Raw genomic sequence first — 24,215 nt, 5'->3', positions numbered from 1 at the left:
TGTCTTTATATAATTTATTGATGCCATAATACAAATCCTGTAACCCAAATTCTTTTATTGTATGATCAGATAAGGGGAAGGATGTATGATATCCTCTTTATTCATCCTCCTGCATTGATCAGTCCTAGGTCAGGATACTCCGGATTCCTGGATTCTGAGACTGGCTACGGGAACCAGTTCCCGAGTTTTCCGGTGGGCCTGCTGAATCTTGCAGATCAGGTTGACATGGCTGGGTATAAGACAAGGATCCTCAACCTTGCTTCTTTCTGCAAGGATAAGGATATCAAGATTGATTTGGACAGGTTCTTCTCCAGGTTCAGGTCTAGGATCTTCGCGATCTCACTGCACTGGAGCGTGCATGCGAATTCTGCTTTGAAGCTGGCTTCCTATCTTAAGAGGAGATATCCTGATTCGGTTGTTGTGCTGGGCGGCCTCTCTGCGACATTTTTCAGGCAGGAGATCATGGCTCGTTTTGGTTTTGTCGATGGCATAATACTTGCTGAGTGCGATCATAGGATCATTGACATCGTGAGATATCTCTTGGGCGAGAGGAAGGCTTTCCCGGGCAATCTCATGATGGGATCCAGAGCAGGATCCGGGAAAGCAGGGATCACTGTCCCAAGGTCCCAGGCTTTCAATTATTCAAGATATGATCTTGTCGTCGAGAAGAAGGATGATTTTTCTGCTAGGCGGGCGAACATACCGATGATAAGGGGCTGTACCCAGGATTGCGTATTCTGTGGGGGATCAAAGGATTCCTATGCATCGAATTTCTGCCGCAGATCAGTCTCTCATCCTGATATCAAGGATATTGTCAGCCAGTTCAGGGCGCTCAAGGGCATCGGCAGGGACTACATTTTTTTGTACGGTGATCTGAGGCTGCTTCCCCGGAAAGCATTGGATTCATTCTTCTCAGAGCTGAAAAATGAGAGGCTTGATGTGGTGCTGAGGGGAGAGCTTTTCTTCCCCATGGATTCCGGCTTCCTCTCCATGTGGAAAAGATCCGGGATTGATGTGGGCTTCTCCATGTCTCCGGAGACTGCTGATGAGAGTCTCAGGATGAGGCTCGGGCGCAATTATACCAATGCCCAGATTGAGAAGCAGCTTCACCTGCTTGCGAGGAATCAGGTGCATCAGTCATATTTTTTCATGTCGCCATTGCCTTTCCAGGATCTGGGCGGTGTCAGGGATTCTCTGAGGATGATGTCGAGATTGTACAGCATGTCCCGGAAGTACAAGGATGATTTTGTCGGAAATCCGGTCTATGCTACGATGTGCTACTTGATGCTGATAGATCCCGGTTCTGTATTGTTCAGGGATCCTGAGAAGTTTGGCGTGAAGATTAATTTCAGCACCTTGTCGAAGATATCCCTGGCAATAAGGAAGAGCAGGCACTGGTCTGATCTTATTGGTTTTGAGACTGATTTTTTCAGCAGGAAGGATATTGCCGGGATGATATATTTTGCTTCAATGGAGAAGCTTAGGATCCATGCCAGATTCAATGAGATGTCTGAGGATGATATTAGGAGAAAAAAGAAGGGGTTGAAGTCAGACTTTGAGTTTTTTTCTCGCCATGTGAAGTCAAAACTGGAGTCAGATTGATGTTTCAGATTCATATTCCAGGTTGATATTTTGGATTGATGTTTTAGATCCATATTTCAGATTGAGATTTCATTGAAATTTTCTCTATTCTCCAGTACTAATTTGCAGTATGTTGCAAAAACTATTTAAATCAGACTATGCTAGCCTAATAAGTAATAGCTGAATTAGCTGAATATAATATTCAATATCCAAGAGGTGGAAAGATGAAAAGAGTTAGCAGCGGGATAAAAGGTCTTGACAAGCTTATCCAAGGTGGTTTCCCTGAGAAGAGTTCTATTGTTCTTTGCGGCGGTCCGGGTACTGGCAAGAGTATCTTCGGTCTCCAGTTCCTCTGGGAAGGTGTCCAGAAAGGCGAGAACGGCTTGTATGTCTCTATTGAGGAAAAGCCTCAGAATCTCTTGCAGCAGGCTGTCCAGTTCGGCTGGAATTTTGCCAAATACAAGAATAGGGTCTCATTCCTCAAGGTGCCTATAGATGAGGCGAATGTCGATATCATGTCATTGATAGAGAAAGAGGCGAAGAGGATCAAGGCGCAGAGGGTTGTTCTGGATTCTCTTTCTATCCTTGCCATCAATGGCCCGATGTACAGGCTTCCGATCAAGGTCAAGACCAAGGCCAGGTTTGCGAGAACCGAGATCCAGCCGAGCGCGCTCAATCAGGGCGAGGAGACCCAGCAGTTCATCTATATCTTTGTTGCACGCATGAGTGACTTGGGTGCGACAACCCTTTTCATTGCAGATTCTCCGCAGGCAGAGAATTATCTCACCAGGGATACAGTCTCTGAGTTCGCCTGCGACGGCCTCATCCAGGTCAAGCTGATGGAGATGGGCAAGACCGTGAACAGGACAGTCGAGATAAAGAAGATGAGGAAGACGAAGATCGTCCCAGGCCTTCAGCTCCTGGATTTCTCCAAGGATGGTCTTGTCATAAAGCCATTCGAATACTGAAAGGCATGAGAAGGAGAAAATGAACATACTCATCGTCTATGATGGCATTGTCCTGAAGAAAGTGGCAGATGCAATGATGCAGTCCCTGAGGTCTGTCAAGGGGAACAGCATGAGCATATCTGAGAAGCCCATAGACAAGGTGAGCGACAGGGACATAACCTCAGCAGATCTTTTCCTGATAGGGAGCGATACAGTGAACTGGGGTGCATCGAACAAGGTCATGGGATTCCTCAGCTACATCCGTGGGAAGAATGTGCAGTTCAAGGCTGGTGCAGCTTTCGGGCTAAGGCTGAAGCACACCCTTGCCGGCAGTGCGAGCAAGAGGATAGAGAAGTTCATGAGGATGATAAGGCTGAATGTTGTGGCCAAGCACCTTGATCTATTCGAAGACGATCATGGGAAGTTGGATGCAGGCGAGCTTGAGAAGGCAAAAGCATACGCCAAATACATCTGGATGTATTGAGATGAAACTGAACGCAAAGAGACTGACACAGAAGGTATATGAGATAATCCAGAAGGAATGGCCGATACACCCGTCAGGTGTGTGCAGGACACTCGGGCTGGAGACCACTGTATCCAATATCTCGAAGATAAAATACCATTTTGACATGCTTGCCAAGCAGAGCAAGATAAGGACAAAGAAGCTCGACAGGGCATTGGTCGCATGGCCCACCCAGATTGAGAAGCTGAGGGTGATGCATGAGTTGATGAGGGAAGAGCATGAATAGGATTAAGTCAGGCATCCTGGGTCTTGATAAGCTCATCCAGGGAGGCATACCCTGCAGGAGCTCAGTGCTGGTTTGCGGCGGTCCTGGTACAGGCAAGAGCATCTTCGGTCTCCAGTTCCTTTATCAGGGTGCCATGAATGGCGAGAACGGACTGTATGTGACGATCGAGGAAAAACCGATCAATCTGAAGCAGCAGGCGAGGCAGTTCGGCATGGATTTCAACAGGTTCAACAGCAGGATAAATTTTCTGAAGATACCCGTTGACATGTCAAATTTTGACATCTTCAGTGCAATCAGGAGCGCTTCCAGGAAGGTCAAGGCGAAGCGCATTGTCATTGATTCCCTTTCCATCATGGCCATCAATGCATCGATGTACAAGCTTCCTGTCAAGGTGAGGACAAGGACAAAGTGGGAGATCCATGAGCTTCAGCCGAGTTCGCTGGGCGGGGAGTTCGAGATGCAGCAGTTTATTTACATCCTGATCTCAAGGATCATGGGCCTTGGTGCGACATGCTTGTTCATCTCTGATTCTGCGCCCGGGACCAGGTATCTGACCAGGGACAGTGTCTCTGAATTCGCGTGTGACAGTGTATTGCAGCTGAAGATGATGGAGATGGGGAAGACTGTCTATCGGACCTTGCAGGTCAGGAAGATGAGGAAAACCAATATTGAGCCTGGATTGCAGATGATGCATTTCGGGAGAAGAGGGATGCATATTAGCGGATTTGAATACTGATCCGCTTGACTGATGTGATATGGAATGGACCCGATGCTGATAATTACCCAGTTGGCGGTTGTGCTGCTCATAGGTCTTGTTTTCACGATCTTCAGCGAGAAGGTCCGCATGACGAATGTGCTTTTCCTCATATTGGTTGGGATGATCCTGAGGAATATCCATGTCGGCGGCAAGCCTCTGGTGGAGTTCCCGCCTGTTTTCCTCTCGAGCATAGGTATCCTTGCTCTTGTCCTCATAGTGTTCGAGGGGGCCAGCGAGTTCAAGTGGAAGGAGTTCGACACCCTTTCTGTCAAGGTCATAAAGCTGGTCATATTTTTCATCCTGTTCAATCTCATTTTCTTGAGCTTCTTCACGTATATAACCTTCAACATAGGTTCTGTGGCTGTCTGCATGATTTTCTCAGCGATTATGGGCGCCACTGCTGCAGACGTCATCATAACCATGTTCAAGGGTGAGGATAACAGGATTGTCAAGATTCTCCAGCTTGAATCCCTCATCAACACACCGTTCACTGTGATCCTGCCTTTCATAATCATAGATGTGATGATGACAACTCCGGGGAAGCTTGAGCTGAGTCAGGTTGTGATGCAGCTGGCTCCTTTCCTTCAGCAGTTTGTATCAGGGATCGGTGCCGGTATCCTGATTGGTGTTGTCGTCTTCAGGATCATGAGCAGGTTCTACAGCCCTGTTCTCAGCCCTTTCGCTCTTTTTGTGACTGCAATGCTCTCTTATGTCCTTGCTGAGAATCTCGGCGGCAACGGGGTCTTGGCTGTGACGACTCTGGGCCTTTTCTTCGGTTCAAGCACCATATTCAAGAAAGCAGAGGTCCAGAAATACTCATCTATATTCACTATGTCGCTTGAGATTTTGGTTTTTGTTCTTGTCGGTCTTGTTGTGAAGGTACCATTGAACTGGGTCTTCTATGTCAAGAGCCTGATACTCTTTGTATTGTATATCATGATAAGGTATTTCACAGTCATTTTGGTTTTCAGGAAGGATCTGAAGTTGAGGGAGATCTGGTTCATGACTCTTAATATGCCTAAAGGCATTGCAGTGGCGACTGTCATCTTCTCTCTTGCCGCTTTCAATATCATGGGCATCTCTAAGATACTTGACCTCACTCTTTTTTTCATGATCTACAGTGTGATTCTCTCGACTGTTGTATCGAGATTCTCCAAGTTCTTCATCAGGACTGCCCCTCATCCTGCTGAGGTGATACTCAAGGTTGAGCCCAAGAAGCCGGCAAAGCCTGTGAAGACTATGAAGCCTGTGAAATCTGTGAAGACTTTGGTTAGTCAGAAGAGATCTGCAAGATGATAATTTGATATATCTGGGAAGATCACTTGTTATATCTGAGCACTCCGTCCCTGAATGAGTAGTTGTCATCATTTATGCCGTCTGGCAGTATCTTGTTGCAGGCGTCCTTTATATCTGCAAGGAATTTCTCTGCAGTGTAGTCATGCCTGCCAAGGATGGCTTTCCTGAAGAGGGGTATTAATGGCTGGAGTGGTTCAGGTACATCCAGTGCATATTCCCCTATGATGAATTGGGCCCTCCTTGTGCAGTATTCCTTTGCCTGAAGCACAGGGTTCTGCTGGAAAATGTCCTCATACAGCCCGAGCATACTGAGGAATTCGCTTGCCAGCATCTGCGGATCATCAAGCTCAGTCGCGAATGTCCATCTGTGGTATCCTGTCTTTTCTTGCCAGTCCTTTAGGTGTTCAGTCATGATCCTAGGCAGTTCCCAGTTATGCCAGAATGTTCCGACAGCTCCGAGGATTCTTCTTGTAGGTGCTGCTCTTATCGTCATCTCCACCACATCCGGGCTCTCGGATGGGTATATCAGGCACTTCTCCGATGGTGTGAGCATTGAGTAGAGTTCACCGTAAGGGCTCCATGATGCCTGGTCTATCAGTGCTATCCTGTATTCCCATCTGTCTCCAGTATGCTGTGGTATTAGTACCGTGTTCAGGAGTTTCCAGTCCCTGTCTTTCCATCCTGCCCTGACTCTTGCTGCTACAAGCTCTGCTGCACCCAGGGTCAGCAGTGCGATTTCATATACCCTCTCGCTCGAAGGGTCCATATCAAGTTCCCCTCTTACCGGCATGAGTTGGTAGTCTCCTGTCTGTCTTGTCTCTTTCATCCTCAGCCATTGCTTGAGGGTCAGGCCTTGCATGTCATCCTCCATTCTGCCGATGTAGTCCTGGAATGTCGTGCTGTACATGTTCTGGTACACAGAGAGAGTTTCTCCATTTATGGCATATGTCTCTGCAGGGACTGCAATACCCTTTAGTCCGAGGTCGACTGAGGTGCCCAGGAAGACTCCAAGCTGCTGGACAAATAAGTTCCACAGAAAATTGAAGTCTTTCTCTGTCGCCTGCCTCTCGCGGGCCTGTTCTCTCCGCTGGTATTTTTTCCTGACAAGTTCTATTATTGAGTCGTGGTCTTGCGCTCCTTCAAGGCTCTGGATGGTGTCATCAAGTGTGGTGATCATCTCAAAGGATTTTTTCCAGTGGCTTTCCATTTCCCTGAGTTTGTTGAAAGTATATAGTTTCTCGACAAATTGTATCTGTTCCAGTGATTCTGTCCCGTTCACCAGCCTTGATCTGAAGACCCTTGCTGATGCTCCCCTTTCGTCCAGGACACTGACTCTTTCATAATGTGCATCCGGGCCGAGGCTGAACAGCCATTCGCTGATTGGCCTGATCGCATCCTTATCCCTTCTTTTCCTGTTGATTCTCTCGAGGGCTTTTATCCAGGCATTTTGCGCTGTCAGCATACCCTCTTCAATCCTGTATATGTCAAATTCCATTCCAATCCCATCCTGATCATAGATAGATAAAACCACTATCTAGTGGTGATTGTAGCATTTACTCATTTATAAATACTTTGTTTTCATTTATAAAGTATTGCCCCAGAAGACTAACAGACACTTATCAAACCTAATAGTTCATTATAAAACCTAATTCCTTATCATTTGAGTATGAACTGGCAGGACGTATCCCCTTTTGACATGCAGTTCTTTTCCTCATATTCAAGATCCTTGTCAAAGCAGAATCCCATCATCCCGGCAAGCACTGATCCGGTCACGACGCATTCCTTTATCTTCTTGTAGCTCTGGACAAGCGGGCTCTCGTGCACCTTGATTATGGCCTTTTTCTTTGCGAAATCTGCATCCACTATCTCTATCTTGCCGAGGCCGAACAGGTTGAAGAGCTCAGGGACATATTTTATGATGCTCTTCTTGTCGACGTCAAGCTGCTTCGCGTATATCCTCATCTCATTCCTTGTGCTGTCCATGATTGCCTTGCTTATCTCTTTTGCATGGTTTTCCTGGAGGTTGACGAAGAATTCTGTGCTGAACATGTTCTGCCTGATGCCGAGTATCTCTATCTTGCCCTCGTTCATCTCGAACTGCCTCGCGAACATCAGTTTCTTCAAAAAATTTGACAGCATCTTCCATTGATTTATTGGATATTCTTTTTTAAATATTTTGGATTTCTCACCCGATTTTTTACAATATATTGGAAATATAAATCTAATTTTAATAAACATATTAAAAAAATTAAAATACAATCCTAAATCCCTAAATATTTAAAGAAATATGGAATTATCAGGATATATGCCTAAACATATCCCTAACAATATGCCTAGACCCAGGTCAGATACCCGCTATGGGTCTTGTTCAGATGAGTTGGATAAGATCCTTGCAGAGGCCATAGCAAAGCATTCCTTGCCGAAGAAAGAGAAGATGCTGCTGGATGGCAAGATAAAGGAAGTCATCTCAAGGATTGAGCAGAACATCGCCAAGTCCAGGATTAAGGCAAAGGTTATTCTCGGAGGCAGTGCAGCCAAGGGCACAACCATCAAAGGGGATTTTGACTGCGATATCTTTGTTGCATTTGACCTGTCTATGAAGAATTATAATCTTTCCAAGACTCTTTTTGACCTTGTGAAATCCTTCAGGTTCGAGGAAGTGCACGGCTCCCGTGATTATTACCGCATAATGCACAAGGGCGTCAAGTATGAGATAATCCCTGTGCTGGATGTCAAGGATTCAAAGCAGGCCGTGAATGTAACTGATATGAGCCCTTTGCATGTGGATTGGGTGATGTCTAGGGTCAGGAAAGACCCTGGGCTGACAGATGAGATGCTTCTTTCCAAGATATTCTGCAAGGCCCAGGACCTTTATGGCGCAGAGTCTTACATAAAGGGTTTCTCTGGTCATGTACTCGACATTCTGACAATGAATTACGGTGGCTTCATCGCTCTGCTTAAGGCTTCACAGTCATGGAAGAAAGGTGATGTGATAGATGTGGAGCATCATTATAAGGCAGGTGATGCGGGCAAGAGGATGAATTCATCCAAGACACAGTCCCCTATAATTGTCGTCGATCCAATAATGCCTGAGAGGAATGCGGCAGCCTCTCTTTCTGATGAGAGGTTCATGAGGTTCAGGCAGGCGGCTGCGTCCTTCCTGGATGCTCCATCGCAGGATTTCTTCCAGAAGAAGGTATTGAACCATGCTGATTTTGTCAGGAAGCACAAGGGCAGGAAGATAATCGAGCTCAGGATATGGCCGCTGGATGGGAAGGATGATGTGGTCGGGTCGAAGATGCTGAAATCCTTGGATTTCCTGAAGACTGTGCTGAAGCTGAATGATTTCAGGCTGTTGGATTTCAGCTGGCAGTGGAAGGATGATCCGGCTGTTGCTTTTTTTGTGTTTGACAGGGATCCTCTTGCCAGGAAGAAGACCTGGCTCGGTCCTCCGCTCAATGCCGAGAAGAATGCTGATCTTTTCATGAAGAAGCACAAGGAGACCTTTGTGGATAAAGGCAGGGTCTGTGCTCTTGTCGAGCGGGAGTTCATAACACCGGGCTCTCTGATAAGGAATACGATAAAGAATTCATATGTCACTGAAAGGACAAAGAGGATTTCAGTGCAGGAACACGGGTGATGATGTTGAAAGCGATCATACTTGGCGCCGGATACGCCACGAGGCTCTATCCATTGACTCTTGATACTCCTAAGCCCCTGCTTGACGTCGGGGAAAAGCTGATGGTGGAGCATATCATCGAGAGGATTGTCGAGATGAACCAGGCTGGGAGGATCATCGAGAAGATAATAATAGTCACGAACTCCAAGTTCTTCCCGCATTTCGATGCATGGAACAGTGGTTTTGATTGCCCCATAGAGCTGGCGATCATTGATGATGGCACCACATGCAATGAGGACCGCCTCGGAGCCATCGGCGACATGGATTTTGTGATCAAGAAGGAGGCTATCGATGATGATGCATTGGTCATTGCAGGTGACAATCTCTTTGATTTCTCTCTTGCTGACATGCATTCATTCTTCATTAAGAAGCAGGCATCAGTCATTGCAGTTTATGACATGCAGGACAGGTCATTGCTTGCCAGGAAGCTGGGTGTCGTGGAATTGGACAAGGACCAGAGGATAATCGGTTTCGAGGAGAAGCCGGATAATCCGAAATCATCTCTGGCATCGACTGCCTGCTATATGTTCTCAAAGGATGATATGGCCGAGCTGGAGAGGTGCATTGCCGAGCACAAGAAGCCTGACAACACAGGTGATTTTGTCAGGTACCTGTCATCAAAGAAGCCAGTATATGGATACAGTTTCAGGGGCAGGTGGTTTGACATCGGAAGCAAGGAGCAGCTTGAGCATGTCAGGAAGCTTTACAGGGACAGAAAATGATGTATGAGATTCTTATCCTCATTGGCTTGACTTTGCTCCCTTTTCTGGAGCTGAGGGCATCTATCCCTTATGGTATGCTCGCGACTGACCTGGCCTGGCAGGTTGTGTTCATTGTCTGCGTGCTTTCGAATATCCTGCTCGGGCCTATTGTCTATTTTTTCCTTGATAGGATAATTCATGTTTTTTTGAAGATAAGGTGGATCGAGAAGTGCTGGCATAAGTCAGTGGAGAGGACCCAGAGGAGGATACATAAGTTCATGGAGAGGTTCGGCTGGCTGGGTGTCGCTCTGTTCATCGCAGTCCCTTTGCCTGGCTCTGGGACATATTCGGGTGCTCTGGGCTCTTACATTCTTGGTCTGGGTTACAGGAAGTTCATCATTGCAAATATTATTGGTGTGCTGATAGCAGGCATCCTTGTAACTCTGATCGTGATGACCGGGAGCCAGGCATTCAGCATTTTTGTGAAATTTTTGTGAAATCGATATGAATGATGTGGGATGGATGAAGACAAAAGACAGTGTATGGGACTGTAGGCCATGCCTGGTGATAGCATTGCTTCTTGTGCTGGGCATGTCTTTCCTGCTGGACAGCATGATCCACAGCTTTTTCTCGGCTGTGAAGTATCATTATCTGGATATCTTCTTTTCATGGTTCAGCTCGATGATAACAATAATCCTTGTTCTTCTTGTCCTCTCTTCGCTTTTCATGTATGAGGAGCGCAAGACAAGGTATATACTCCCCATGTGGGTCAGCTTCGCGCTTGCGATGTTTTCAAGCTATGTCCTGAAGTTCCTGATCCAGCGTCCAAGACCCTTCCCAATGTATCATTTTGGTTTTCCTGATTTTGCCTTTCCCAGCGCCCATGCTGCCATGTGTTTTGCAGTCCTGCCTTTCCTTGAGAAGGAGTTCCCTAAGATAAGGATATTCTGGATTGTGTTTGTCTCGATTGTTCTTCTGAGCAGGCTGTATCTTGGGGTCCATTGGTTTTCAGATATTGTCGGCGGGTCTGTGTTAGGGTATCTCTTCGGCCATTTCATAATTGTGTCTATGAAGAAGGGGTGGCGCATTTGAACAGGCAGTTTGAATTTCATTTCAGGAGGAAAATTTTTCATATTGTCTTTGGCTCTGTGATGCTATTCCTGATATGGGCTGATATGGTCTCCTTGCTGCAGTTGATGGCTCTTCTCATCGCAGGCATTTTCCTTTCTGTCTGGTGCAGGTTTTCAAGGGTTCCTCTTATATCCTATCTGTTGGATATCTTTGAGAAAGAAGAGCATCTTAAGGTCTTTCCCGGAAGGGGCGCCTTGATGTTCCTGTTCGGCACCATCTTGGCAATCATCATTTTTCCAAAGGACATAGCGCTTGCATCGATTGCTGTTCTTACATTCGGTGATTCAGTCTCAGCTCTTTATGGCATTGCCTTCGGCAGAGTCCAGCATCCCCTCTCTAGGAAGAAATTTGCAGAGGGTAATATAGCGGGCGGTGCAGCTGCCTTTATTGTTGCATTGCTTTTTGTCTCTGTTCCCGAAGCCCTGTTCGCTTCCATTGTCGGTATGCTGATAGAGGCTGTTGAATCAAGAAGGTTCAAGGTGATCCTTGATGACAACCTCACTATTCCGATGGCTGCCGGCCTTGTCATACTGCTCATACGCATTCTCTTCTGACCCAAAAAATATTTAAACTCCGACGTCTACGCGCCCTGATTTTTTCCAAAACCTATTTAAATTGCAGAATCAGCGCGCCTTTGTGGTGATTATGGAAAAACTCAAGGATAATTTGCTTGTCTCTGATCCTTTCCCTGATGTCAAGGGCCAGGCGAGGACAAAGAAGGAATTGGCGTCTGCACTGTTAGTCGGAAGGCATCTTATCATTGCCGGTCCTCCTGGCATAGGCAAGACCACATTGGCAAAGGGTGTCGCCAAGCTTCTTCCAGAGATAGAAGTGAATGACTGCTCTTATCATTGTGATCCCGGATCACCATTATGCCCTGAGTGCAGGAACAAGAAGCCTAAGACAAAGAGGATTTCAGGGGAGGATCGTTTTGTCAGGATTCAGGGTTCTCCAGACCTTACTGTTGAGGATATACTGGGTGATATTGATCCCATCAAGGCATTGAAGTTCGGGCCTCTCAGCATCGAGGCTTTCACTCCAGGCAAGATATTTCGCGCGAATAATGGAATCCTTTTCTTTGATGAGCTGAACCGTTGCCCTGAGAAGCTCCAGAATGCCCTGCTCCAGGTCTTGCAGGAGGGTTATGCAACTATCGGCAGCTATGATATTGACATCCCTGCCAATTTCATCTTTATTGCTACCATGAACCCTGAGGATTTCTCCGGCACTGAGAGGCTTTCCACTGTCCTCATGGACAGGTTTGATGTTGTTTACATGTCCTATCCCGAATCATTGAAGGTGGAGAAGGATATTGTGAAATGCAACTCTGAGCCTCTTGTGAAATTTCCAGAACCTATCTTGGACAAGGCCATAGGTTTTGTGAGGGATCTGAGGGAAAGCCCGAATCTTGAGCGTTTTCCGAGCGTAAGAGCATCAATAGGTCTCTACGAGCGCGCCCAATCCAATGCCCTGATCTCCGGCAGGGATGAGGTTGCTTTTGCTGATGTGCAGGAGGCTATCCTCTCTGTCATCTCGCACAGGATCAAGCTCAAGCCGTCCATAAGGTATCTGAAAGAGAATCGCCAGTTCATACAGGAGGAGTTTGCCAAGTTCTTTGATTCTAATAAATTCTCCAGAGGAGAGGATCAAGGTGATTCACTTTAGCAGCGATAAGCAGGTTGCTGAGCTGACTCCTATTGATGAGATCCAGGGGAAACTGTCAACACAGTTCATTGAGGACAAGCTGATGCATTCTGTTCTTGAGGGGGATAAGGACAAGATTGATGATGGCAAGCTTGTCTCTGATGCGATCAATTTCAACATCTCTTCTTTCACTCCTGATATCATGATGCAGGGTCTTGTCTCGAATTACAAGTATGCAGAGAAGCTTTATGGCAAGCGCATTCTGAGGATTCTTTCTGGCTTTGACCCAGATTATGTCGAGAGGAATATACGGCTTCCGGAGTTCCAGAAGGAGATGAAGCAGAGGATCAATGAGTCCCTGAGGAGGCTCAAGAAGGAAGGGATCATAACAAAGGATAACTCCTTGACAAGGAAAGCACTGGAGCTTGCTTCCATTGTCATGTATATTGAGGAGATTGAGAATCTCATCCCGAAAGGCATTGTCGGCGAGAGATACAATAAGGAGAAGGATTTGTATGGTGAGAAGGATGCCATCAAGTCTTATCATAAAGGTGATCGTTATCGTGATATTGCAATAAAGGCATCAATCAGGCAGGCTATAAGGAGATCCCATCCCCGGCTTGAGAAAGATGATATGAAATCCTATGAACGCCAGTCAAAAGGCCATTCTTATATCATCTATGCCCTGGACTCATCAGGTTCCATGAAGGGCCGGAAGATTGAGCATGCCAAGAAGGCTGGGATTGCGCTCGCCTTCAAGGCCATTGATGAGGGCGACAAGGTAGGTCTTATTGTTTTTGGCAAGGAGGTGAAGGATTTTGTCCAGCCCACTGATGATTTTGGCAAGATTTTGGATTCAATTACCTCGATAAGACCGGCAAGCGAGACTGATCTTGTCTCCACAATAAGGAAGGCTGTCGAGCTCTTCCCTTCTGAGACCTGCACAAAGCATCTTATCTTCTTAACTGATGCCCTTCCTACAATAGGGGAGGATCCGCATAGAGTGACCTTGGAAGCTGTCTCTCTTGCCAGGGCCAATGGTATCACTATCTCGCTGATCGGCATCAGCCTTGATAAGAAAGGGAAGAAGCTTGCTGAGGAGATAACCCAGCTCGGCGAAGGCAGATTATACATTGTCAAGGACCTGGAAGAGATGGATTCCATTATCTTGCAGGATTATTATGCGACAAAGGGTCCATGATGAGGTCCGAAGTCAAGAGATTCCTGGAAGAGAACCATATTGTTTACAGGCTTCACACCCATCCTGCGGTTTTTACAGTGGAGGAGGCAGAGAAGCATTGCAGTCATATTCCTGGTCTTGCATGCAAGAACCTATTCCTTAAGGATAAGATATCAGGTCGTTTTTTCCTGGTCATAATGGCTGCAGATAAGAAGATTGATCTTAGGTGGTTTTCTGGGATTATAGGGTCCAAGCATATCAGGTTCGGGGATGATAGGGAGCTCATGGATTTATTAGGCCTGACAAAAGGTTCAGTCTCCCCATTTGGCCTGTTGAATGATAAGGAGGGGAAGGTGATTGTTTACATAGACCATGATGTCTGGGATGCAGATATTGTCAGCTTCCATCCTAATATTAATACAGAATCGCTTGAATTGTCAAGAGAGATGTTTCACAGGTTTATGGATCTGCTGGAACAGAAGAAAGAGGTAATCAGCTTTGGCAGCTGACCTCTTCGCACTCTGCATCCATCATCTGCTTGCATTCTTCTGTCATTGAGTCAGGTCCGACAACTGGGCACTGAAATGAGCTGCCACCAAGTTTGTAGTATGTCGCTCCTCCGCCGAGCAGTGTGCTGATGACTTTCGCGTATTCTCCGCACGTGTACAACGAATCCACATTCTCTTCATTGCAATGCGTCCTGGCAAGGTCCTCTACTGTGCAAGGCTCTTCCCATATCCTGACGCACTTATCAAGCCTCTCGCACCAGGAATATCCTGCGCTACCTATGCATCCATGCTCATCCCTGTCCCCACCCACGAGCGGAGCAGGTTTGGTGCAGCCGAGCACTAATAGTAAAGAAATAGTGAATATTGCAATCATGATTTTTTTCATATGATCACCTCTTAATAATTTAATTGTTATTGTATTTATAAATTTTATTTAACACATACATGCTGATGGAAGTCAGCATCTCTATTGTATCCAAGTTCTAGGTCGCTGTAGCTTGTCACATCCCTGAACCCGGAATTTATTATCTGTGCTCTGAGTTCATGGAACCTGAATGGGTACATCTTCAGGATTGGTGGGAATGCAGGTCCTTGTCTTGCTTTGTTGTCCACATATTCCATCACAACAAGATTATCGCGGATACTGCATGGCCTTGCCCTGATTGTCTTGCCGCAATATCTTATCTCATATTTGAATCTCAACCCATTGTTTATGATATCTTCTCTTGAATCCAATATATAATCATAATTTCTCTGATCAACTATCAGCACCCCACCATCTCTCAGGCTCCTTCTCATTTTCCTCAATGCTTTTGCTTGCTCACCTGGATGTCGCAGTATCGTCAGTGAGTTACCCAGGCAGATCATGCCATCATATTGATGTATCATGTCACCTGGTAGTTTTCTCCAGTCATATGATGTGAATACCAGTTCCACTCCAGATTCCCCTGCTTTCTTATGTGATTTTATTCTTAGGTCTTCATTTATCTCATTGCTTGTCACATCAAATCCCGCTAGGATCAGGTCTATCGAATCATCTCCTGTCCCTGTTGCCGCGTCAAAAATTCTGTTGCAGTCATGCGCACACAGGATTGAGCGATAGAACTCTTTCTCCATCTCGCTCCTTTTTCCTACAAACTCTTCCCACATGCTTGCTAATATATTGTCCATGACTATTGGTAAGTGATGAAATATAATAAAATATTTAAGAAAAAATTTGACAAAATGAAATAATTTATATATAATGATGTCTTAAAGTAAAGGAATTAAGAAAAGATATAAAATGACTATCAAGCTGGATCTGAAGGACCGGAAGCTCATCCACCTGCTGGATTTTGATGCGAGAGCTCCGCTTTCACGGTTGGCAAAGAGGATTGGTCTCAGCAAGCAAGGCACCAAATATAAGATGAATCGTCTTATGAGGCTCGGTGTCATTAAGGGTTTTGTTCCGATCATCAATGTCCCCAAGCTTGGCTACATCTATTGTCGCCTCTCGCTCACATTGAGCAACATTACCCCAGAGAAAGAGCAGGAGATTCTTGATTACATCAAGCATGACCCAAGATGGTTCTGGGTCTTCACGACGCAAGGAGTCTATGATCTGTTGTTTGTGATGTGGGCTAAGAGCATCACTGAATATAAAGAGGCTGTGCTTGACATCTTCTCAAGATTCAGCGCTTACATAAAATACAAGAATGAATCTATCACAACTGATGTTGTGCATTTCCAGCATCGCTGGCTCCTTAAGGAATCCAGGACAAAGGAGATTCATATCCAGGAGACCCCCGAAAGGATTGAGATTGATGATGATGACAAGAGGATTCTCTCTCTTCTTTGTGAAGATGCAAGGATGTCCCTGACTGATATGTCAAGAAGGATTGATCTATCTCCAAAAACCATCGCTAACAGGATAAGGGGCATGGAGAAGAACAAGCTCATTGAAGGCTACAGGCCCGATCTTGATCATAATAAGCTGGGTTATACTTATTACAAACTCTGGATCAATCTCAACAACATCTCAAAGGAGAAGATGAACAGGATTTATCAGTATATCAAGATGAATCCTATAATCCTTTACATAGTCAAGGGTGTTGGCCTTCCTGAAGACCTTGATGTTGAGATCATGGTCAAGAACAACCAGGAGCTTTTTGATTTTGTGAGCGATCTCAGGCTTAAGTTCCCTGAGATGATAGGCGATTACAGGACTTTCATGTTTTATGAGACTGTTAAGATAAGATATTTGCCTTTTTAGGCACAATAATTATATAAACAGAATGAGAACCGGGATATAAGATGAACATCCTCGCATTCACTGATTTGCATGGCAGCGAGACTGCCTGGGCCTCCCTGGCAAAGAAGGCGCCGAAGGCAGATATCATCATCTGTGCCGGTGATCTCACTATTTTTGAGCAGGACTTGGAGCAGTGGCTTCGCAGGCTCAGCAGGCTGAAGAAGAAAGTCCTCATAATCCCTGGCAATCATGAGAGCCCGAGGTCTTTGAAGATCGCCTGCAAGGGATTTGATAAGATAATCTATCTGCACAAGCATGCTATAATAGTGAAGGATCATCTTTTCATGGGTTTTGCAGGAAATGGGTTTGTCATGGATGAGCCTGGATTGAGGAAGACTGCAAAGGCATTCAAGATCCTCATGGATGAGCACAGGAATCTTAAGAAAGTCTTCATCATCCATCCCCCGCCTTTCCAGACAACGCTTGATGTTCTGAATGGGGATTGTGTAGGCAACAGGACCTTGAGGGATTTCATCGAGGAAGTCGACCTCAATCTTGTCATCTGCGGCCACATCCATGAGAATGCAGGCAAGCAGGATAGGATAAAGAAGACAACAATAATCAATCCAGGCCCGAAAGGTAAGCTAATTAGAATAAAATGAAAGTCCCAAACCCGCAGGATTACACCTATCTTTGGACAGACCATGATGTGAATTTCATCTTCACTTCTTGCTATCTTTTCAAGGAGATCCGAGAATCAGACATGGTTTTCTTCTATGATCACAAGGATAAGGGGCTCAGGTTCTATCTCTCAAAGAAAGATATTAAGAGATTCTCAGCTTCTGCTGTTGATTTCTATTCAGATATTGCAGATTGGGAGAAGGACATCAAGAATAGCATCAGAAAAGGAGAAGAGCTTGTCAAAGAGACAGAGAAAGATGATGTGGCAAAGCTGAATGATGATGAGTTGAAGCAAAGGATTGGAGCAAGAGCAGGTCTGTTTCAGGATTTAGGTGGAAATTATTTCTATACTGAGTTCTTTTTCCTGGAAAAGGTGGAGATGATTGCTAAAGAGGATCCAAAGAGCGGTCTTGCGCATAATCTGAACAGGATGGGTGGGTTGAAGCTTGAAGCAAGGAAGCTCCTGAATAAGTTCTATAATCACAATATCATGTGGAAGAAGTATATTGATGAGATCCAGAAAAGAAAGGAAAGATCTGATCTCCAGTGGCTCAGTTTCCAGGAGATAGTAGACATTCTGGATAACAAAGAGATTCCTCTATCAGACAGGGACAAGACTTATTGGATGCTCTCAAGACATAATGACTGGAATATTATACAAGGCAGAGAAGTGAAGGATTTGATGGATAAGTTTGAAAATTATTTCTTCAGTGAGAATTTGGACGAGATTCCAGGCACAATAGCAAATAAGGGTATTTATTCTGGGATTGTCAAAGTAGTAAGGACAGTTTTCAGTGATAATTTCAAGGAGGAGATCAAAAAAGTGATGGATGGTGATGTTTTGGTTGCTGAGACTACAGGCCCCGAGATGATGCTTGCTATTGAGAAGGCTGGTGCCATTGTAACAGATGAAGGTGGCCTCACCTCCCATGCTGCCATAGTGGCAAGAGAGCTCGGCATCCCATGCATTGTAGGCACAAAAGTAGCCACCAAGGTCCTGAATGATGGTGATGAGGTTGAAGTGGATGCTGATGAGGGTATTGTGAGGAAGATAAGATGACTTTTGTTGTTATGTTCGATGAGATAAATATGGTCCCGGATGTTGTCATGATGTATGGTGAGTGCAACACAGAGCATATCACAAAGAGCTTAGGCAAGAATTTCTCTGAAACTCTAGTCAATTTCAAGGACCTGCAGACCGGCCAGGTATGTTATTTGAAGGATGAACTGGAGAAGGCAGCTAAGGATATTCTAAAGAGACTCATTGATGATCCAGATTATGGTATGCGGGTGATCAAAGACATAATGAAGCACGCAGACAATATCTTTGCAACAACAGAGAAGAACCTAAAGGATTTGGATGTTGAGAAGGCTTCAGGAGAAGAGCTCTGGCGATGTTTCAATGAGTTTTACCAGCTTGGTATCGAGATGTTCATTTCAGGGAATATCCCTATGATTCTTGATGCTTGGGAGCCTTTTTTCTCCAATTATCTGCTTGACTATCTTAAGAGCGTTGCAGGTGATAACGCAGGCGAGGTCTTCTCTGTACTTTGCACACCCGAAGGAAAGACTGTTGTTGCAGAAGAGGAGATTGCTTTCCTAGAGATGTGCAAGAAGATATTTTCACCAGAATCAACAAAATTCCTGAAGGATAACCCAAAGATCGGGCATTTCAAGGAGAGTTTCCCTGAAGAATTCAAGCTTCTTGAGGCACATCATGCGGAATATCACTGGATACCTCATGATTTCCTCGGTGCATTATGGGGTATGGAATATTTTTATGAGAAGCTGCTCACATTGGCCTCAAGTTCCCAGAAGCCTGAACAGTTTTTGGCAGAGATTAGGAAAAAAGATGAACAGGTTGAGAAAAAGAAGAGAGAATGCATAGAGAAATATATTATTGATGAGAAGCATCAGAAGCTTTTCAAGATTGCTCAAGGATTTCTCTATACAAAACCATATAGGAAAGAGAGATTCACTCATTCTTTTTATTATATCTATAAGATATATAAGGAGATCTGCCGCAGATATGATTATTCTCTTGATCAGTCAAGGTGGATGCTTCCCGAAGAGAGAAGAGAGCTCTTCCTAAATAACAAGATGGTTGACAAGATGGAGTTGGAGAAGCGTAACATGGGCTGTGTCATGGTAAGCAGGAATGGGAAGAACAGTTTTGAGTATGGCAAGCAAGCAAAGGCATATATTATTCAGATTGAGCAGCATGAAATGCCGGATTCTGATGAGATAAAGGGCATGTGCGCCTGCCCGGGAATAGCAACTGGCATTGTCAAGCTCATCTTCTTCCCAGAAGATATGTCAAAGATGGAGCAGGGAAATATACTTGTCTCTCCTGCCACTAATCCTGATGTTGTGCCTGCCATGAAGAAGGCGGCTGCGATAATAACTGATGCTGGAGGTGTAACATCCCATGCAGCAATTGTTTCAAGAGAACTGAATGTCCCTTGCATTATCGGCACCAAGATTGCCACAAAAGTTTTAAAAGATGAGGATCTTGTTGAGGTGGATGCAGTGAAAGGCATTGTGAGGAAATTATGATCCAGCCAATATTTTTCGGACTCGTGATGGCTTTGGCCTTGTATTTTGGCCAGACCTTTTCAGCTAACAGGACAAGGTATTATGTGCATCTTGTCTCTTTCTCAGCCGGAGTGTCGATCACTTATCTTTTCCTTGAGCTCCTCCCTAATTTTGCTCTTTCTGTGCAGAACCGCTTCCTTTTCCTCTCGCTGCTTGTAGGTTTCATCATGATCCATCTTGTGGAGAAATATATCTACACAAGGGCTCCTAGGAGGCTCAGGAAAAAGGAATTGGCTATTGAGGATTCTGTGATATCCTTCATATATCATTTTGCCATTGGCATCATAATTGCCAGCTTCACTTTTTTCAGTTTCACCCGGGCTTTCCTTTTCTTCATCCCTGTCCTGCTTTACACGACTTTGGATACCCTGCCTGTCGAGGCCTCGAGGCATGTCTGGGTCAAGATCATCCTTTCATCATCCACTTTGCTGGGCATAATTTACAGGACTTATGTTCATCATATGTCTCTTCTGACTGAGACCATAATACTTGGCCTGGTGATCGGTATAATAGCTTTCTCTGTCATCAGGCATTCTATACCCCATGGCAGGCATGGCAGGCCGCTTTGGTTCCTTGCAGGTGCTGTCTTCTATACGCTTGTCTTGATATTATTTGGCTGATTTTATTCCAAATTCTTCCATCTCTTTCTTTATCTCATCGATTTTGTTCTTCGGCGGTCTTGCATGTGCCAGTATTATGAATATTATTATCAGGGCGCTTGTTGCCATTGATGCTGTCCACATTATAAGGTTGTGGTAATTTATCTCTTTCAGTCCCATTATTGTCTCAAATTCTTCTGTTGTCCCTTTTGCCTTTTCTATGAATATAGGAGGTTCTCCTTCGCATGCAGTTTGTGTCGCCGGGATATTAACACTTGTCTTGCAGTCATTTGTATCAAAGCATTCCCTGATTCTGATACCCTCCATGCATTCGCTCCATTCTCCACAGCTCCAGTCTTCAGTGCAGGTCTCGTTTGTTGCAGCTTCGGCGGCATAATACGCTCCGCCCCCTCCTCCCTTGAGCGCGAGCGGAGAGCCTCCGCCGGTGTCTCCGCCGGTGTCTCCATCTGAGTCACTGACCACTGTGGCATTATTGCTCTGCAGTATGGATGTGTTCCACTCGTTGTCATTCGCGTAGAATTCGCAGTATATATCATCGAGCTCGTTGCATACACCATCGCAGTCGAATTGACTGCTAAGGCTCCATCCTTGTCCGATTGAATTGATGTAGAATTGGTAATAATATGTCATTGGCTGTCCTTCAGGATCAGATGCAGCCCCATAGCAGGTCAGTGTCCCATCTGGCAGAACAGTTTCGGGATTCAGGAGTATGCTTTCCGCAATCGGCGGCTGGTTGATAAGCACAGTCCTGTTCAAGCATTCCCCATACATCGTTCCATCATAAGGGCAGTATTTGAGCGTGATGTTGTCCAATCCACCATAATGACTATTGTCGACGAGAATCTCATCATCATAGAATGTTGTGTCCCTGTGCCTGCTGTAGTTTATTACTGTGGGATCAAGCACTGCATCTGATATCCTGAGTTCATCCATTGAATAGTGATGATGGCCGAATCCGATCGCGTCATATAATCCTATTGTCCTGATAGGGTATATGCCTGATTCTGAACTGTATCTCTCGTCTGCAAATATCTCCATGGAATTATTTTCATGGCTGCCGGATAGGTTATATGTGATTGCGATATGGTGCCATTCGTCTTTGGTCCAGTCTGACGTGTCTATGCTGATGTTACTTTTTGTGCTGTTGGAATATAGGATATAGTCCAAGGTGTCTGTTGTTGCATTGCACAGGAGATAGATATAGTCCCCGTAGTATCCTGAGAACCATATGAACCATACATCTTCTGTCAGGTTGTCCCAATCCCAGTCTGTATTCACCCAGAACTCGATGGTTCCTTGATGGAGATCCATGACATCTCTGGAGTCATAGTTGACCCAGCTGTAGTTTCCGAAATGGATGGCCTGTCCGAATTTTCCTGTTGCATAATCAAATTCTCCATCCACATTGTAGTCATAAGGGTCGTTTTCTGTTGTATTCGGGCTCCCATCAAAGTGGATGAGTGCAGTCTGGCTGGAGCTCTCTGATTTCAGGAACGCATTGTTTATGTAGATATCCTTTATGGAGCCAGTTTCTTCATCATCGTCTTCATCATAATAATTGAAATCTCCTGCTCGCACCCAGTCTAAGGTATAGTCATAGCTCATGTTGAAGCCAGATGTCTGCGGCATGTGATTGGTGGGGATGTTGAGATCATCCACTGTGAAATATGCCTCATTATACCCGTCGGCTCCTGCGCTGAGATTGTGGAAATAGAACGTTATTTTCTTCTGCCCTATAGGGATACTGGCATTGACAAGGAATTGATATTCGAAGTGACCGTTTTCAGCAGGAACAGTTTTGTTGAGCAGGATTGTCCCGCTGTCATTGACCATCAGGTCCACATCACCATCCAGTTTGTCCTCAACTGTCCCTGAGATATAGAGTGTATGGTTCTGGATCACCCTTTTTGGGAGCATATATGAGACTTTTCTGTCTTCATACCTATTGTATACCATGAATCCCTGGTTGAAGTCTCCGCTTATGAATCTGTTCGGGTTCAATGGGTCTTGCAGTGCAGATTCCCTGAAGCGTTTGGCATCACCTTTGATTCCTGTTGTGGGCATATATATTTTTGATGATGCATTTGCAAGGAACTTCATCCAGGAATAGAGCGTGAAGACATAGAAATCATCAGGGTTATGCCAATCGATTATTATCCTGCCGGGGTAGGATGCAGTATTGGTTTTTGTGGCCCAGCTGCTTCCATAATCATCTGAATAATGGAGGTTATGGTCTCTTGCAGTGAGGTATAGCCTGCTTGGATTTTCAGGGTATATCCCAATTCCATCTATCCATGTTCCATAGCCTGTTAGTCCGTTGGTTATCAGGCTCCATGTCTCTCCCCCATCCATGCTTCTGCGGAGACCATTGTATGTCCCTACATATATCCTTGAGCTGTTGCTCTCATCTATGACTATCGGTGTAACGCTTCTTGTTACAAGGCTGAATCCGGTTTTTGTCCCCCATGTATCCCCATTGTCTTCTGATTTATATATCAAGGATGAAGAGGGCCATCTTGAGCTCGTGGCAAATATGATGGAATTGTCATTTGGGTCCATTTGAATGTCTGTTATTGTATCATCTCCAGATTCAAGTGTTTCATTCCATGTGATGCCACCGTCAGTCGATTTGTATATGTTAGTGATTCCTGCAAATACGATTTCTGGGTCATTGTTGTCAACTTCTATGTCGATTGTGTTTATCACATCTCCATGCACGCTCATGAGTGTCCAGCTCTCCCCTTTGTCCTCACTCCTGTAGAATCCATTCCCGATCACAGATATGTAATATATTGTCGGGTCGCTAGGCGCTATCGCTGTTGCTCTTATATCGCGTGAGATTGGCAGCCCGGAATTCTTCTGCTCGATGTCTTCTCCTGAATTTGTCGACATGAATACTCCCTTTCCAAGGTCAGCGAGGTATATCCTTTCTGGGTCATCTGGATCGATTGCGACGCTTCTCAGTGAAAGGCTTTCATCATCATTCATCTTTGACCAGCTGAGACCTCCATCTGTTGATTTTGCTATTCCACCCATACCGACTGCATATCCTATGCTGGGGTCTGATGGTGCAAAGTCGATGTCATAGACTGCTCCGCCCATGACATCAGTCTTATCTGTCCAGCTGATGCCATGATCTTGTGATACATAGAGGCCTGTGTCCTGTCCCAAAATTATTCTGCTTGTATTCTCTGGATGCACCTCGACTTCCATTCCAGGTATCAATGTTGCTCCTGTTGGAGAATTCCTTGTCCAGTGATGCCCTCCATCGGTCGAGTACAGGAATCCCAGGTATTGCGGTGCGCTGTATAATCTTGAGCTGTTTGTAGGATCAACAGTCAATGCCCATGCATCATTGTTGAGGTCCCCTGATCCAGAATATGACGCGATATGTGTCCATGTCGCACCGCTGTCATCTGATTCATATATCCCCCCCGGACAGCTTGATACTGTGAATGCTGCGAATATGTGGCTGCTGTTCTGTGGATCCACTGCAACACCAGCTATTGCATGCTGCGGCAGGCATGTGTCTATCCCTTCTGTGATGTTCTGCCAGCTCTCTCCTCCATCTGCTGTCCTGAAAGGCATGCCTCCGAAGTTCGTGTATAATATCGAGCTGTTGCTCGGATCCATTGTCAGCTGGTTGCCGAACAGGTGGCCCCATGTGACGCTCGGATCAGCGGGGATCCCATTTGTTTTTGGGTTCCATGTCTCTCCTCCATCCACTGATTTATATACTCCATTGGCCTGTGTCAATGCATATATTATTGAAGAATTCTGATGGTCAACTGCTATGCTTCTCACATTCCAGCTCACAATGCCATTGTTTGATTCTGTCCAGTAATCATTAGGGTGCAATGCTGCAGATGAATATATTATTAAGTGTATTATTATAATAAATAATGCAATTTCCAT

Annotated in this window: 24 protein-coding genes; 19 read left to right on the top strand and 5 right to left on the bottom strand. The window is 45.2% G+C overall.

The genetic code is table 11. From position 1 onward, the window contains the following. Positions 1-81 precede the first annotated feature (81 nt). From JW968_00895 to JW968_00870, 6 genes are all read left to right on the top strand, one after another. The gene (locus tag JW968_00895; protein MBN1385516.1) at positions 82-1,602 is read left to right on the top strand and encodes a cobalamin-dependent protein; all 1,521 of its coding nucleotides are present in this window, start codon (positions 82-84) and stop codon (positions 1,600-1,602) included. A 203-nt stretch (positions 1,603-1,805) separates the two neighbouring features. Next, a complete protein-coding gene (locus tag JW968_00890) occupies positions 1,806-2,549 on the top strand; it encodes a hypothetical protein (protein ID MBN1385515.1) in 744 nt (247 codons plus the stop codon). A gap of 19 nt (positions 2,550-2,568) precedes the next feature. Continuing rightward, positions 2,569-3,012, top strand: coding sequence for a hypothetical protein (locus tag JW968_00885; protein MBN1385514.1), 444 nt, complete (start codon positions 2,569-2,571; stop codon positions 3,010-3,012). 1 nt (position 3,013) lies between these two features. Beyond that, the gene (locus JW968_00880) at positions 3,014-3,277 is read left to right on the top strand and encodes a hypothetical protein (GenBank protein ID MBN1385513.1); all 264 of its coding nucleotides are present in this window, start codon (positions 3,014-3,016) and stop codon (positions 3,275-3,277) included. Beyond that, complete coding sequence (locus JW968_00875) at positions 3,270-4,013, top strand: hypothetical protein (GenBank protein MBN1385512.1); 744 nt, start codon at positions 3,270-3,272, stop codon at positions 4,011-4,013. The genes JW968_00880 and JW968_00875 overlap by 8 nt, the downstream gene beginning before the upstream one ends. Before the next feature lie 24 nt (positions 4,014-4,037). Continuing rightward, positions 4,038-5,330, top strand: a complete 1,293-nt coding sequence (locus JW968_00870; GenBank protein MBN1385511.1) for a cation:proton antiporter — start codon at positions 4,038-4,040, stop codon at positions 5,328-5,330. A gap of 22 nt (positions 5,331-5,352) precedes the next feature. Here JW968_00870 and JW968_00865 read toward each other — a convergent pair whose 3' ends face one another. Continuing rightward, a complete protein-coding gene (locus JW968_00865; protein ID MBN1385510.1) occupies positions 5,353-6,825 on the bottom strand; it encodes a hypothetical protein in 1,473 nt (490 codons plus the stop codon). Between the two features lie 161 nt (positions 6,826-6,986). Beyond that, positions 6,987-7,469: a 4-vinyl reductase gene (locus JW968_00860; protein MBN1385509.1), complete on the bottom strand. Its 483-nt coding sequence runs from the start codon at positions 7,467-7,469 to the stop codon at positions 6,987-6,989. Between the two features lie 166 nt (positions 7,470-7,635). Between JW968_00860 and JW968_00855 the strand changes: the two genes are divergently transcribed. The 8 genes from JW968_00855 to JW968_00820 all read left to right on the top strand — a co-directional run bounded on the left by JW968_00855 (position 7,636) and on the right by JW968_00820 (position 14,174). Continuing rightward, positions 7,636-8,970, top strand: coding sequence for a nucleotidyltransferase domain-containing protein (locus tag JW968_00855; GenBank protein ID MBN1385508.1), 1,335 nt, complete (start codon positions 7,636-7,638; stop codon positions 8,968-8,970). Positions 8,971-8,972: 2 nt separating this feature from the next. After that, positions 8,973-9,731: a nucleotidyltransferase family protein gene (locus JW968_00850; GenBank protein MBN1385507.1), complete on the top strand. Its 759-nt coding sequence runs from the start codon at positions 8,973-8,975 to the stop codon at positions 9,729-9,731. Next, positions 9,728-10,207, top strand: a complete 480-nt coding sequence (locus JW968_00845; protein MBN1385506.1) for a small multi-drug export protein — start codon at positions 9,728-9,730, stop codon at positions 10,205-10,207. Before JW968_00850 ends, JW968_00845 begins: the two co-directional genes overlap by 4 nt. A gap of 25 nt (positions 10,208-10,232) precedes the next feature. Further along, positions 10,233-10,802, top strand: coding sequence for a phosphatase PAP2 family protein (locus JW968_00840; protein MBN1385505.1), 570 nt, complete (start codon positions 10,233-10,235; stop codon positions 10,800-10,802). 59 nt (positions 10,803-10,861) lie between these two features. Then, positions 10,862-11,395 carry a hypothetical protein gene (locus JW968_00835; GenBank protein ID MBN1385504.1) on the top strand — a complete coding sequence of 178 codons (534 nt, stop codon included), beginning with the start codon at positions 10,862-10,864 and terminating at the stop codon, positions 11,393-11,395. A 91-nt stretch (positions 11,396-11,486) separates the two neighbouring features. After that, entirely contained in the window at positions 11,487-12,506 is a 1,020-nt protein-coding gene (locus JW968_00830; GenBank protein MBN1385503.1) for an AAA family ATPase, read from the top strand. Next, positions 12,493-13,686, top strand: coding sequence for a VWA domain-containing protein (locus tag JW968_00825; protein ID MBN1385502.1), 1,194 nt, complete (start codon positions 12,493-12,495; stop codon positions 13,684-13,686). The genes JW968_00830 and JW968_00825 overlap by 14 nt, the downstream gene beginning before the upstream one ends. Continuing rightward, positions 13,686-14,174 (top strand): prolyl-tRNA synthetase associated domain-containing protein, encoded by a 489-nt coding sequence (locus JW968_00820; protein MBN1385501.1) that lies wholly within the window; start codon positions 13,686-13,688, stop codon positions 14,172-14,174. Before JW968_00825 ends, JW968_00820 begins: the two co-directional genes overlap by 1 nt. Here the strand turns inward: JW968_00820 and JW968_00815 are convergent. Together JW968_00815 and JW968_00810 are read right to left on the bottom strand one after the other, a co-directional pair. Next, entirely contained in the window at positions 14,158-14,559 is a 402-nt protein-coding gene (locus JW968_00815; protein ID MBN1385500.1) for a hypothetical protein, read from the bottom strand. The genes JW968_00820 and JW968_00815 overlap by 17 nt on opposite strands. A 44-nt stretch (positions 14,560-14,603) precedes the next feature. Next, positions 14,604-15,344, bottom strand: coding sequence for a class I SAM-dependent methyltransferase (locus JW968_00810; GenBank protein MBN1385499.1), 741 nt, complete (start codon positions 15,342-15,344; stop codon positions 14,604-14,606). A 112-nt stretch (positions 15,345-15,456) separates the two neighbouring features. Here JW968_00810 and JW968_00805 point away from each other — a divergent pair, with 112 nt between their 5' ends. The 5 genes from JW968_00805 to JW968_00785 all read left to right on the top strand — a co-directional run bounded on the left by JW968_00805 (position 15,457) and on the right by JW968_00785 (position 20,300). Continuing rightward, positions 15,457-16,425, top strand: a complete 969-nt coding sequence (locus JW968_00805) for an Lrp/AsnC family transcriptional regulator (protein ID MBN1385498.1) — start codon at positions 15,457-15,459, stop codon at positions 16,423-16,425. 41 nt (positions 16,426-16,466) lie between these two features. Then, a complete protein-coding gene (locus tag JW968_00800) occupies positions 16,467-17,066 on the top strand; it encodes a metallophosphoesterase family protein (protein ID MBN1385497.1) in 600 nt (199 codons plus the stop codon). Beyond that, complete coding sequence (locus JW968_00795) at positions 17,063-18,145, top strand: hypothetical protein (protein MBN1385496.1); 1,083 nt, start codon at positions 17,063-17,065, stop codon at positions 18,143-18,145. Before JW968_00800 ends, JW968_00795 begins: the two co-directional genes overlap by 4 nt. 224 nt (positions 18,146-18,369) lie before the next feature. Beyond that, complete coding sequence (locus tag JW968_00790) at positions 18,370-19,641, top strand: hypothetical protein (protein ID MBN1385495.1); 1,272 nt, start codon at positions 18,370-18,372, stop codon at positions 19,639-19,641. After that, positions 19,638-20,300: a hypothetical protein gene (locus JW968_00785; protein ID MBN1385494.1), complete on the top strand. Its 663-nt coding sequence runs from the start codon at positions 19,638-19,640 to the stop codon at positions 20,298-20,300. Before JW968_00790 ends, JW968_00785 begins: the two co-directional genes overlap by 4 nt. On the opposite strand, the gene JW968_00780 is transcribed toward JW968_00785, so the two are convergent. Continuing rightward, positions 20,289-24,215: a hypothetical protein gene (locus JW968_00780; protein ID MBN1385493.1), complete on the bottom strand. Its 3,927-nt coding sequence runs from the start codon at positions 24,213-24,215 to the stop codon at positions 20,289-20,291. The two genes, JW968_00785 and JW968_00780, sit on opposite strands and share 12 nt — an antisense overlap.

The organism is Candidatus Woesearchaeota archaeon (assembly GCA_016928155.1).
In the GTDB taxonomy this organism is placed as follows: Archaea; Nanobdellota; Nanobdellia; order Woesearchaeales; family JAFGLG01; genus JAFGLG01.
Note: the sequence above shows the minus strand (reverse complement) of the source record. Positions and strands in the feature narration are given on the sequence as shown.